General features: G+C 31.2%; 13 protein-coding genes. 1 reads left to right on the forward strand and 12 read right to left on the reverse strand.

All coding sequences use genetic code 11. The features are described 5' to 3' along the window. Positions 1 to 2 precede the first annotated feature (2 nt). The 12 genes from KPL44_RS19435 to KPL44_RS19490 form a co-directional block, all read right to left on the reverse strand. Positions 3 to 1,058, reverse strand: coding sequence for a ParM/StbA family protein (locus tag KPL44_RS19435; protein ID WP_216253425.1), 1,056 nt, complete (start codon positions 1,056 to 1,058; stop codon positions 3 to 5). A gap of 309 nt (positions 1,059 to 1,367) precedes the next feature. Next, on the reverse strand, positions 1,368 to 2,699 hold the full coding sequence (locus KPL44_RS19440) for a replicative DNA helicase (RefSeq protein ID WP_216126401.1): 1,332 nt from the start codon (positions 2,697 to 2,699) through the stop codon (positions 1,368 to 1,370). A 163-nt stretch (positions 2,700 to 2,862) separates the two neighbouring features. Then, positions 2,863 to 4,767 (reverse strand): Lon family ATP-dependent protease, encoded by a 1,905-nt coding sequence (lonC, locus tag KPL44_RS19445; RefSeq protein WP_216253427.1) that lies wholly within the window; start codon positions 4,765 to 4,767, stop codon positions 2,863 to 2,865. A gap of 70 nt (positions 4,768 to 4,837) precedes the next feature. Beyond that, on the reverse strand, positions 4,838 to 5,281 hold the full coding sequence (gene rplI / locus KPL44_RS19450; protein WP_216253429.1) for a 50S ribosomal protein L9: 444 nt from the start codon (positions 5,279 to 5,281) through the stop codon (positions 4,838 to 4,840). Next, entirely contained in the window at positions 5,281 to 7,272 is a 1,992-nt protein-coding gene (locus tag KPL44_RS19455) for a DHH family phosphoesterase (RefSeq protein WP_216253431.1), read from the reverse strand. The genes rplI and KPL44_RS19455 overlap by 1 nt, the downstream gene beginning before the upstream one ends. Positions 7,273 to 7,286: 14 nt before the next feature. Beyond that, a complete protein-coding gene (locus tag KPL44_RS19460; RefSeq protein ID WP_216253433.1) occupies positions 7,287 to 8,294 on the reverse strand; it encodes a DUF2232 domain-containing protein in 1,008 nt (335 codons plus the stop codon). Between the two features lie 15 nt (positions 8,295 to 8,309). After that, the gene (locus KPL44_RS19465) at positions 8,310 to 8,624 is read right to left on the reverse strand and encodes a MazG-like family protein (protein WP_216253435.1); all 315 of its coding nucleotides are present in this window, start codon (positions 8,622 to 8,624) and stop codon (positions 8,310 to 8,312) included. Positions 8,625 to 8,918: 294 nt separating this feature from the next. After that, positions 8,919 to 9,182, reverse strand: coding sequence for a 30S ribosomal protein S18 (gene rpsR, locus KPL44_RS19470; RefSeq protein ID WP_071614782.1), 264 nt, complete (start codon positions 9,180 to 9,182; stop codon positions 8,919 to 8,921). A gap of 25 nt (positions 9,183 to 9,207) precedes the next feature. Beyond that, a complete protein-coding gene (locus tag KPL44_RS19475; RefSeq protein WP_071614783.1) occupies positions 9,208 to 9,648 on the reverse strand; it encodes a single-stranded DNA-binding protein in 441 nt (146 codons plus the stop codon). Between the two features lie 11 nt (positions 9,649 to 9,659). After that, positions 9,660 to 9,947 carry a 30S ribosomal protein S6 gene (gene rpsF / locus KPL44_RS19480; RefSeq protein ID WP_216126405.1) on the reverse strand — a complete coding sequence of 96 codons (288 nt, stop codon included), beginning with the start codon at positions 9,945 to 9,947 and terminating at the stop codon, positions 9,660 to 9,662. A gap of 96 nt (positions 9,948 to 10,043) precedes the next feature. Next, the gene (locus KPL44_RS19485) at positions 10,044 to 10,262 is read right to left on the reverse strand and encodes a DUF951 domain-containing protein (protein WP_375373009.1); all 219 of its coding nucleotides are present in this window, start codon (positions 10,260 to 10,262) and stop codon (positions 10,044 to 10,046) included. Between the two features lie 83 nt (positions 10,263 to 10,345). Then, a complete protein-coding gene (locus KPL44_RS19490) occupies positions 10,346 to 10,597 on the reverse strand; it encodes a DUF3343 domain-containing protein (RefSeq protein WP_216253436.1) in 252 nt (83 codons plus the stop codon). Positions 10,598 to 10,937: 340 nt separating this feature from the next. Between KPL44_RS19490 and KPL44_RS19495 the strand changes: the two genes are divergently transcribed. After that, a complete protein-coding gene (locus KPL44_RS19495) occupies positions 10,938 to 12,092 on the forward strand; it encodes an aminotransferase class V-fold PLP-dependent enzyme (RefSeq protein WP_216253437.1) in 1,155 nt (384 codons plus the stop codon). The last annotated feature ends 9 nt before the right edge of the window (positions 12,093 to 12,101 follow it).

The raw sequence follows: 12,101 nt of genomic DNA on the forward strand, positions 1-12,101 counted from the left end.
GATTATTGCCTCTCAACATTGGTTGCAGCAACTTCTTTATTTCCATCCAAGTATTCTAATACTAAAAGCTCTTTATATCTTTCAGCAAATAGTATAGCATTTGCACATTGAGGATTCTTATTTTCAATTAGTTTTGGCTCAGTTTTTGTGAACTCAGTTTGTAAATATTCTAGTAATAGAATAGCAGGCCCACCTATTATTCTTATATCTTTACAAGTATTCGGTTTAAAAGAGCTATTAATTGAACTGATTGCTTTCTCTACATAAGGTCTTAACACTAAATCTTTAATGTCTTGCAACACATTATCGTCCCCAAAAGGTAGTTCATTGTCCTCTAAAAATTCAATAGCATCCGATATATCATAATTACCATCAGACCCTTCAGCTGAGTTAAACTTAGTAAGAAGTGCTTCTATTGTTGGTTCAAATCCATGTTGTGCAAAACTACTGGCCTTAGTCATTCCAAGTACTTTATTACCAAATTCATCTTTTTCATATTTCCAATGAGACACATCTAAAGTACCACCACCGAAATCAAGTAATAGCATTGGGTAACTAAATGTTTCCATTGTTTCAGCACTTAACGTTCCCCCTTGTTTGAATACTTGTACATCTAAAATTTCTATATCATATGTTACATTATTTATAGTTATAGTTTGCTTCTCCATCTTCTTAATTTCATTTTTTAGTGGAACACTATGATCTATATAATATTCTGCTGGGAGTCCCACAGCAAGCCTTACCCTTATCTTAGTTTCACCCTTAAAGCTTAATGCAATAGCATTAAGTAGGTTTAACTTATAATGGTCTGACATATATTTATTAGCTTCCATATTTAGTTTACCTTCCTTGTTTCCTACTGTAAATAACTTACCATTCCAAATAATGTTACTTATTCCTGTAGCCCTCGAGCCATGTTTACTTACAGCAGATACACGACTCGCAAAAGTTACATTAGTACTTGTTTTTGTAAATGTATTTCCTATATCTACAGTTAATACTGACGCCAACACTTTATTTAATGCAGGATATTTTTTTGATATTTCTGTTAAGTTCATTTCATATTCCTCCTAAATTTTTCTATTTGTTCTTTCTTGTTATATATTCTATATTTTAGGTTAATATCCTTCTTTTAATTGCTTTAATTGTAAATATTTATAAATATATCTGTAATTGTTTATTTACATACCTGTAAATATATATATGTATATTTACAAATGTAAACATACATATATATATTTAAGAAAAAATCCTTAATAACACTCCTGTGATAACAACCTCTTCATTATTCTTCATATGCAAATAAAAATAGGACAAAAAAATAGGACAACAAAATTTTATAAATTTTGTTATCCTATTATAATTTATTAGTCTCTGTGAATTACATCAAGCCTTGCAAATTTACTGAATTGACCTATCCATGCAAGTTTTACTGTTCCTATAGGACCATTTCTTTGTTTTGCTATTATAAGTTCTGCTACGTTTTTATCTTCCGTCTCCTCATTATAGTATTCATCTCTATATAAGAACATAACAAGATCAGCATCCTGCTCAATGGATCCTGACTCTCTAAGGTCAGATAGCATAGGACGATGGTCCGTTCTTTGCTCTGGAGCACGTGATAGCTGTGATAATGCTATAACTGGACACTGCATCTCTTTTGCGAGTGCTTTAATAGATCTAGATATTTCTGATACTTCCTGTTGTCTACTTTCTGTATTGCTTCCAGTCATAAGCTGAAGGTAATCTATGACTATCATATCTATTCCATGTTCCATTTTTAATTTTCTACATTTTGAACGCATATCCATAACAGAAGTTCCTGCTGTATCATCAATGAATATTTTAGCAGCCGCAAGTGGTCCGGATGCTTTTGCTATATTTTCCCAGTCTCTATCTTCTAAATCACCATGTCTAAGCTTTGACATATCAACATTTGCTTCTGAACATAATAGTTTATAGGAAAGTTGTTCTTTAGACATTTCCAGAGAAAATACAGCAACGCTCTTACCCTGTCTAAGAGCCGCATACTCGGCAAGATTTAGTGCAAATGTAGTTTTACCCATAGACGGTCTAGCTGCAATAAGGATCATATCACCCTTTTGAAATCCAGCTGTTTTATCATCAAGTTCTGGGAACCCACTAGATATACCAGTTGTTTCGCCTTTATTGTTAAAGATTCTTTCTATTTCTAGAAATCCTCGCTCAAGCACTGTGTTCATAGGCTCAAAGTCTCCTGCATTTTTTTTCTGTGATATGTTAAATACCTTTTGCTCTGCAAGATCCATTACTGCTTCTACGTCATCTTGTTTATTATAACAATTTTCTATAATCTCAGTAGAAGATTTAATAAGTTTTCTTAAAGTAGATTTATCCTCTACAATTTTTATGTAAGAACTTAAATTAGCTGTGGAGGGTATTGAATTACTTATCTCTGAAATATAAGTAATCCCCCCTGAAGCTTCTAGTTTTTCAGCCGAACGTAAATGCTCAAGTAATGTAATCATGTCAATAGGTGTATCCTTTTGATATAATTCATATATTGCGCTAAATATAACTTTATGAGAATCCCTGTAAAAATCATCGCCCTTTAAAACCTCCACCACTCTTGATATTGCGGTTTTATCTATAAGCATTGATCCAATTACTGATTGTTCTGCTTCTAAGTTATACGGTAAACTTCTGAGGGGTGTATCCATTATCTATCTCTCCTAAATTAATCTTTTATGCCCTTCTAAAAATGCAGCACCGAAGGTGCTGCATTTTTAGGGCCATTAATTGTAGTTTATTTTTAATAATTACATTATGTTAATGAACAGACATTATGTTAATGAACAGACCTTAAGTTGATACAAAGTAACTTTACGTTAATGAAAATACTAATTTCATTAATTCTTCGATGTTTGAAGCAGTTTTAGTATCAATATCCTTAAGACCAGTAGGTACTTCTTTTTCATTATCACTAGGAAGTATAACTAGCTTAATGCCTTTTCTTCTTGCACCATAAATCTTTTCAAATATACCGCCTACTGGTTTTATAATTCCTCTTAGAGATATCTCCCCTGTTACTGCAATGTCCTGCCTTAAAGGTTTATCTAAAAGTGAACTAATTATACATACAGTTATAGCGGCACCTGCAGATGGTCCATCAATTTTACCTCCACCTACTATATTTACATGTATATCATAATCATTAATATCTTTATTAGTGGTTTTTCTTATTACTGACGCAGCATTAAATACTGAGTCCTTAGCCATACTTCCAGCAGTATCATTAAACCTTACATGACCTTTACCTTTTTCCTTGGCTTCAAATACTGATGTTTCTATTTCTATAGTCGACCCTATATATCCTGATACTCCAAGTCCATATATATGTCCAACTTCAGCTTTAACATCTTTATCTAATTCCTCATATGGAAACAATCTACTTATAGATATAACTTCTAGCAGATCTTTCATATCAATTCTAACTTTAGACTCATCTGATAGTTCACTATTATGCAATACATATCCATAGGCATCCGCTAAAATATTTATAGCCTTTCTTCCTTCTATAGTATATCTACCAATTGTTTGTGCAACCCCCTCTTCTATTTCAACTTCTAATTTAGACGCAGCATTTACTACGATATTCTCTATATCCGTCGCAGCTAAAGGCTCAAAATAAACTTCAGTACATCTTGATCTTAGTGCTGGATTTATTTCAGATGGTTCTTTGGTCGTCGCTCCTATTAAAACAAAATCTGCTGGTGCACCTTTATCAAATAAATATTTTATATATTTAGGTGTATTTTCATCTTCAGGATCATAATAAGATGATGAAAATTCAACTCGCTTATCCTCAAGAACCTTAAGTAACTTATTTTGAAGAATACTGTCAAGTTCACCTATTTCATCAATAAATAAAACTCCTCCATGAGCTTCTGTTACAAGCCCTGGTTTTGGTTCTGGTATTCCACCCTCAGCTAGGTCTCTTTTACTTCCCTGATATATCGGGTCATGAACTGAACCTAGTAGCGGATTTGTTATTTCTCTTGGATCCCACCTAAGTGTTGTTCCATCTACTTCTACAAACTTAGCCTCTTTATCATAAATAGTATAACTTAGTTTTTTTGCTTCCTCAAGAGCAAGTCTTGCAGCCGTCGTCTTACCAACTCCTGGTGGTCCATAAAGAATAATATGTTGAGGATATGGCGATGCCATCTTAGATAACAAAGATTTTATAGCTCTTTCTTGCCCAACTATTTCGCTAAAACTCTCGGGTCTTAACATTGCTTGTATATTTTTAGTAAGTTTTCTGCTATCAAGTGCTTTTAGGTCATCATATTTCTTAATTGTTTTAGCATTTTCTGGACCCTTTTGTTTCTTAATTATCCCTAGTCTAACTTCATCAATATATTTGTCTTGTTTCTCCATTAGATTTTTTTCAACTTCTGCTTCAATCTTGTTTTGTACATATCTTTTGGCTATTTCATCGGTTAACCATACATTGGTACTATCTAACACCTCTTGTATGTTTTTTTCATTAGGCATCATATCTATTCCCTTACCATTGCTGATAATTTTATTTAAAGCATATAATCTTCTATATACGTCTTCACTTTTTATATGTTTTTGAAGTTTAAATTTTATAGTTTTAGCCTTAATACTACCTTCATCTATTACATTCCTCATTATTTCATACAAAACGTCTATTTGTGTATCTAATGGCAATTCATCTTTTATTAATTGTTCTGCATTTTTATCTTCGTATAATGTCTTCAAACTTAATACGCCTTAATAAATTGTATTATCATTTATTTACTAAAGCGTTACCTCCCTTCGTTTTATATGATTATTCCTCACAAACAAGAACTTTAATTTTAGTAGATATTTCTGGATATATTTTAATCTCTACATCATAAGTTCCTAATAATTTTATTGTATCTGTTACTATTTTCTTTTTATCGATATCTAAATTACATTGCTTATTTAATGCTGAAGCTATATCTTTACTTGTAATTGCTCCAAAAAGTTTTCCATTTTCCCCTGCTTTACCAATTATTTTAACTACTTTATCTTTAAGTGAATTTGCTGTGTTTTGTGCATCCTCAATTTCGGATGTTTTCTTTTTTCTTTCTATATCGTTCTTCTTGTTTAGTATATGCATATTAGGATCAGTAGCTTCCTCTGCTAATTTCCTTGGAAATAAATAATTCCTCGCATATCCATCTGCAGCGTTTAATACATCACCCTTTTTACCCATACTTTTAATATCTTTTAATAATATAATTTTCATTATTTTTCATCCTCCTTTAAATATTTTTCTATAGCTTCCTTTACTTTATCTACTACTTCGGAAAGTTTCATGGAAGTAAATTTTGTACCGGCCATAGTCATGTGCCCGCCCCCACCTAATGTCTCTAGTATTAACTGTACATTTATTTTTCCAAGGGACCTTCCACTAATAAATATTTCATCTTCTACTTTAACAATAACAAATGATGCTTCAATACCCGTAATATTTAGAAGTTCATCAGCAGCCTGAGCCGCAACTACTGTATCTTGTATTTCTTCTGGGCAAACTGCTATCGCAATTTCATTTTTAATCTCTGCAGATCTTATAATATCAGCTCTCTTTAAGAAAACATTTAGGTCATCAGAAAACATTTTTTTAACATCCATAGTATCTGCACCATGACGCCTTAAAAAGGCCGCCGCTTCAAAGGTCCTGACTCCTGTTTTAAAACAAAAATTCTTTGTATCTACACATATTCCAGCTAAAAGGCTTACCGCTTCTATATGCCTAAGCGATGGTTTATCTACCATATATTGAATCATCTCAGTAACTAATTCGGCGGTAGATGATGCGTATGTTTCCATATAACTAAGAACTGCACCTTGTATAAAATCTTGTGCCTTTCTATGATGATCGATTATAACTACTTTCTCAACTTCTTTAACTATTTCTAAATTCTGTACGTGACTTGCATTATGAACATCTACTAATATAAGTAGACTATTTGAATTTTTAACATTTTTAAATTTTTCACCAGTTATAAAAGTATTTTTGTACTGCTCATCATCAAGTATTATATCCATCATGCTTTTTATTCCACTATTTATTCCTTCAAGAATAATATAACACTCTTTGTCTAAACTCTTAATAACGCTATATAACCCAATAGCCGCACCTAAACAATCAGGATCAGCGTTTTTGTGACCCATGATAAAAATTATATTGCTCTCATTTACTAACTCCATTAATGCATGAGCTATAACTCTTGCACGGACTTTGGTCCTCTTCTCAACTTCTTTTGTTTTCCCACCAAAGAAAGATAATTTATCACCTTTTTTTACAACTACTTGATCACCACCACGACCTAATGCAAGTTCCTTCGCAGAAGTCGCAAATTCATAATTCTTCAGTGGTGTATCTTGGCCCCTACCAACGCCTATGCTTAAAGTAACTGCAAGTTTATTACCGTTACTTATCTCACGAACACTATCTAATATGTCAAATTTCTTTTCTATTTCTTTTTCAATGTACTTGTCTTGAACTATAATAACATACTTATTAGATGTATACTTCTTTACCATAGCATTAACACTCTGACTATAGCTATTTATTGTCCTCTCAATTTCTGCTACAAGCATTGGTGCCTTATCTTCTTCTGTAGTTTTTATAACATCATCAAGGTTATCAACTTCCACAAGCATTATACTTTCTCGATCACCATTAATGCCATTAATAAGATTAGTTTTTTCAGTTATATCATAAAAATATAAGAGCATAATCTTATCTTTAACATTTTTATTCTCATTTGTATCCACAATATTTGTGTAGATTTCATAACATTTATTTTTTATTTTAATATTTGGGAATATATTCTTTTTACCCTCTAAAACTTGTTTTAAATTAAGTTCCTTTATTATGTCTCTAATGTTTTTGTTTAAAAGATCTTCCCCTTCGAGCATTGTTGTTACACTTTGATTGTACCATAAAACGTTTCCCGTATACCCAATTATTATTAACGGAAAGGGAAGTTTTACTAAAGTGCTTGTAGTTGCTATATCCAGTTTAGATGAAAAATTTTCGATAAATATTTTCCATTCATTTTTTTTAATTTTAGAATTGTATATATTATATACTACAAGCATTGCGTATAAACCAAGCGCTACAAGTCCCACTTGAAAATGCCCATAATAAAATATTATATATATGAGTATGGCCATGGTCACCATATATATTTTATTATTAACATTAAAATAATTATATTTGTTATCCATAATTAGCACCCCAATTATTTTCTTCTGATTCTATATGGATCAAGCTTTCTAAAATCAAAAGCCATTTCCATGAGTCCTATTGAAAAGTAAATACTGCTTAGAGGAGAAATCATTGTTAAACCTAAAATCAATATTACTATTGGTTTAGATAATTTTTTTTTCACTCTTAAATAATATGTACTTGCTGCAAGTCCATTTACAATAAATACAATCTGCACCAGAAACTGAGAAGAACTTCGTATATACTTCCCACCGGTTATATTCTTTGATGCAAGAATTATGCCTATACATACCACCCCTATTAAAACAGCACCTACTATGTTAGAAACGCAAATTTTGCTAAAAGGTAATACTGGCTCCATCTTATAGTTTAGCTTGTTTAGTATCGCTCTAGACACTATATAATTCAAATAAGCTGATATTAATGCGTTGATAAAAATAGCTGTTGGTATTATTGCCAAAAATAAAGCAACATCAATTTTATTTATCATTTCATAACTTCTATCTAAAACCTTTAATTGATCGGGAGTAATACCATTTTGCATATAAGTATTTTTTGCTCCATCAATTGATATTTTCATCGCTTTCTTTATAACCCCAATGAATCTAGAACTAAAATCCATAAAATTGACTTTTGCTATGAATGACAAAGAAAAAGCTATTGTTAGTACATTTGATATTGAACATGCTATAGTTAAAAATAATAAGGTTATAGATGACCCTTTGCTTTTCTTAACACAATAACCAAGCACTATGCCAATAACGATACAAGGGATAGCTGCATATATTGCCCTTATTGGATTAAATAATATAGATGTTAAAATTATGCTGAGGAATATAGCAGTAACTGTTACCTTTTTATTATACCTTATATAAAGTATTGCTACAGGAATTGGTAATATTAATGTTCCTATAAATGACACCATTGGCAAGTAGCTCGTTAAAATCATTATTACCGAAATTATAACAGATATAAGAGCGGCCTCTACAATAGCCTTCGTACTATAATTTTTATTTCCCATCTTATCCTCCATTACTTATCGACCCTTTAGGTGCGTATAGAGTTTACTTAAGTCTTTTCCTTCCTTTTCTATATTATCTCCCTCAACTATTCCCACCTTTAGCTTCTTTTTCATGCTCTCATCCACTGCAATATTTGAATATCCTAACCTTTCACCTAATATATATAAAAGTATTATTGCCCCTGAAATACAATCTAGTATTGCATCTTGGGCAACATTACTTCCTTTACTTAGCAACTTGAAGAAATCACCTATTATACATAATAGCTCAGCCTTCAAACTTTCAATTAACTTAACATTAGACATTATATTAAAATCATCCCTTTTCATAGTATATCATCTCCCCTTGTAGGCTTATGCTTATAACTCTATTTTAGTTAGTTTTCTATATTTATGCAACTAAAGTTTGTTTCTATTCTAAACAAAATCAACTAACATCCAATATTTACATGTTTACATTTTATGGGTTGCAATTATAAGTATACTACAAATTACACTTGATGATATATAATTTTACATTTATATTTTCATTATTAATTAAAATATTTAATTTGCCTTTAAAAAAATAAAAGCAGCCACCTTAAGGCGCTGCTTTTAGTCATTTATTATGTATAGAAAAGTTTTCTATTCAGTAGTAAATGGTAGTAATGCTATATTTCTTGCTCTTTTTATAGATACAGTAAGCATTCTTTGATGTTTTGCACAGTTTCCAGAAATTCTTCTAGGAAGAATCTTTCCTCTTTCTGTAACATATTTTCTTAATTTATTTATGTCTTTATAGTCGATTGCAGTTGCCTTATCCATACAGAAAGCACAAACTTTTCTTTTCATTCTCTTTCTGTTACCACCGGCACCGCCGCCGCTTCTTTTATGATCATTCATAGCCATTGTTTTTTTCCCTCCTTACCTAATATTAGAATGGTATATCTCCATCATCAATTGGTGTTATATCGCTAGCACTTCCAAAATCATTAGATTTAGTATTTGCTTCGCTACTATTTCCACCTTGATTAGTATTCGTGTCTGACGATTTATTTCCTCCCCATTCAAGGAAGTCAACTTCATCAGCAATTACTTCAGTAACATATCTCCTAGTTCCATCTTTAGCCTCATAATTTCTAGTTTGAATGTTTCCAGAGACGCTTAAAAGCTTACCTTTACTCATGTAATTAGCAGTAGCTTCGGCTTGCTTTCCAAATACCACTATTGGTATAAAGTCTGCATCTGGTTGACCTTCTCTTTTAAATCTTCTATTAACGGCTACAGTGAAAGTGGCTACAGCTGTTCCTGTTCCTTGAGCGAATTTAAGCTCAGGATCTTTTGTTAATCTACCAACTAAAACAACTTTATTCATAAAAGCACCACCTATTTTTCTGGATTTATTATGATATGTCTTATAACACTGTCAGTAATTCTGAATACTCTATCTAATTCTTTAGGTAATTCTGGATTTGCATTGAAATTGATTAATGTATAGTGACCTTCACCAACTTTTTGTATTTCATAAGCTAGTTTTCTTTTGCCCCACGCATCAACATTTTCAATTTCTCCACCATTATTTTCTATTACACCTTTAAACTTTTCAACGTTAGCTTTAACAGCTTCTTCGTCTAATGAAGGATGTAATATGAATATAGTTTCATATTTTCTCATTAATTTCACCTCCTCCCCTCGGACTAACGGCCATGCATTGCACGGCAGGGATTACAATAATAGATTATATCATTTAATTTTTAAAAAATCAAGTAATTATTCCTTAGTAATTCCTTTTTCTTTATTTAATGCATTTTCTTTTATTATTTTCTTTACTCCTGAGTCAAACTTAACTCTTGGAAGCATAACTATTCTCGCACACCCTAAACATTTTATTTTAATATCTGCACCCAATCTAATTATTTCCCAGTCTTTACTACCACAAGGGTGAACTTTTTTCATTTCAACAATATCTCCTAAATTAAATACTTTCATCAAACATCCCACCTTCCCTTAATTGTTAATCCATCTTTTTTAAAGCTGTTCATAATTTTTTTCAAACTGTATTATAATTTAAACTATATGATAATATTTTTTACACTTTCCCCATTATTCATAAAAATTTCCTTCACTTTAATGTTTTCTGCTTTTATGAGGTTAATAATACCTTGAATGTCTTCTTCACATACCTTTAAACTAATTCCACAACTTTTAGTTATATATGTTGGCGTCGGAATAACTACTACTTTAATTTGTTTTTTTACAGTTTCCCTTTCAGCCTTCATAGCCTCATGTGTATTTTGAAACGTTACTATATAATGCTTACTCATTATTTTTCACCCTATTTCTTTACCTTATAGTTTTTATGTTTTCTAAAGCTGTTCGGTTCATATACATTTACCTAACTTTCGATTATAATATTGTATTATATGGAAATTTAAAAATATGTATTTTTATTGAAATGACCATGGTTTTTATCTTATATAAAATTAAACATCTATCACATATAATAAACTTTACCAACAATATATTTTTTATAGATAATTTTATTATAATCTATTTATAGTTATAATTATAGGAAAACAGCATCTAAACCTTATTATTTGTAATATTTTATTTCCTATAGCTATAATCAAAATATTAATCTATTGTTTAAAATTGGAGGAACTTATGAAAATATATTTAGATAATGCTGCAACTACATTCCCTAAGCCACCAAAAGTATATACATCAATGATGAATTATATGATGAATATTGGATCAAATCCAGGTAGGGGAGCGTCTAGCACTTCTCTCGCTGGAAACAGAGTTATTTTAAATTGCAGATACGCATTAATGGATTTCTTTCATTTTGATAAAGTTGAAAATGTAATTTTCACTCCAAATGTTACTACTTCATTAAACACTCTTATAAAATCTTGTGTGCAAAAAGGCTGGCACATAATAACCTCATCAATGGATCATAATGCTACTCTAAGGCCCTTAAGTTCTCTTGCTAAGCAAGGCATAATAGAACTAGATATAATTCCTTGTTCAAAAAATGGTTTAATCAGTGTTGATGACTTTATAAATACACTTAAACCTAATACAAAATTAGTTGTTTTATCTCAAGCATCAAATATTATTGGAAGCATTCAGCCACTCGAGACTATCGGCAAAATATGCAAAGACAAAGATATATATTTTATTATAGACGTCGCCCAAACTGCCGGTGTATTACCCATTGATTTCTATAAATTAAATTGCAATGCCCTAGCTTTTACAGGACATAAAAGTTTACTTGGGCCTCAAGGCACAGGTGGTTTTTTAATTGATGATAAATTAAATGAAATATGCTCATCGTTTATAGAAGGGGGCACAGGCAGTCTGTCATCCAGCATTATTCAACCAGATTTTTTACCTGATAAATTTGAGAGCGGTACATTAAATGCCCCAGGTATAGCAGGACTTTTAGAAGGTATTAATTATATTAATGACAAAGGAATAGATTCCATTCGCGAAAATGAAGAATATTTATGTAAAAAACTTATAGATGGCCTTTTAAATACTACTTCCATTAATGTTTATGGTGATCCCTGTGTTTCTACAAGAACTTCTACAATATCTATTAATTCAACTAAAATTGACAATTCCCAGCTTGGCTTTATTCTAGATAATGAATATGGAATTACAACAAGAACTGGCCTGCACTGTGCACCCCTTGCTCATAAAAGTATTGGAACTTACCCAGCTGGTACTTTAAGATTTGGCATCGGTCCATTTAATGATAGCAAAGACATTGACTATACACTTAGCTCTCTTAATTCTATTATTAGAAAGGTGTGATTTTATTTA

Origin of the sequence: Clostridium sp. DSM 17811 (assembly GCF_018861905.1) — a bacterium.
GTDB classification, from domain to species: domain Bacteria; phylum Bacillota; class Clostridia; order Clostridiales; family Clostridiaceae; genus Clostridium_AD; species Clostridium_AD frigoriphilum.

Bases quoted from the DNA above. Each gene is read 5' to 3' on its own strand.
- rpsR (WP_071614782.1), bottom strand. From the start codon at position 9,182: ATGGCTATGAATGATCATAAAAGAAGCGGCGGCGGTGCCGGTGGTAAC.
- KPL44_RS19435 (WP_216253425.1), bottom strand. From the start codon at position 1,058: ATGAACTTAACAGAAATATCAAAAAAATATCCTGCATTAAATAAAGTG.
- KPL44_RS19495 (WP_216253437.1), top strand. From the start codon at position 10,938: ATGAAAATATATTTAGATAATGCTGCAACTACATTCCCTAAGCCACCA.
- KPL44_RS19465 (WP_216253435.1), bottom strand. From the start codon at position 8,624: ATGAAAAGGGATGATTTTAATATAATGTCTAATGTTAAGTTAATTGAA.
- KPL44_RS19485 (WP_375373009.1), bottom strand. From the start codon at position 10,262: ATGAAAGTATTTAATTTAGGAGATATTGTTGAAATGAAAAAAGTTCAC.
- rpsF (WP_216126405.1), bottom strand. From the start codon at position 9,947: ATGAGAAAATATGAAACTATATTCATATTACATCCTTCATTAGACGAA.
- KPL44_RS19455 (WP_216253431.1), bottom strand. From the start codon at position 7,272: ATGGATAACAAATATAATTATTTTAATGTTAATAATAAAATATATATG.
- rplI (WP_216253429.1), bottom strand. From the start codon at position 5,281: ATGAAAATTATATTATTAAAAGATATTAAAAGTATGGGTAAAAAGGGT.
- KPL44_RS19460 (WP_216253433.1), bottom strand. From the start codon at position 8,294: ATGGGAAATAAAAATTATAGTACGAAGGCTATTGTAGAGGCCGCTCTT.
- KPL44_RS19475 (WP_071614783.1), bottom strand. From the start codon at position 9,648: ATGAATAAAGTTGTTTTAGTTGGTAGATTAACAAAAGATCCTGAGCTT.
- KPL44_RS19440 (WP_216126401.1), bottom strand. From the start codon at position 2,699: ATGGATACACCCCTCAGAAGTTTACCGTATAACTTAGAAGCAGAACAA.
- KPL44_RS19490 (WP_216253436.1), bottom strand. From the start codon at position 10,597: ATGAGTAAGCATTATATAGTAACGTTTCAAAATACACATGAGGCTATG.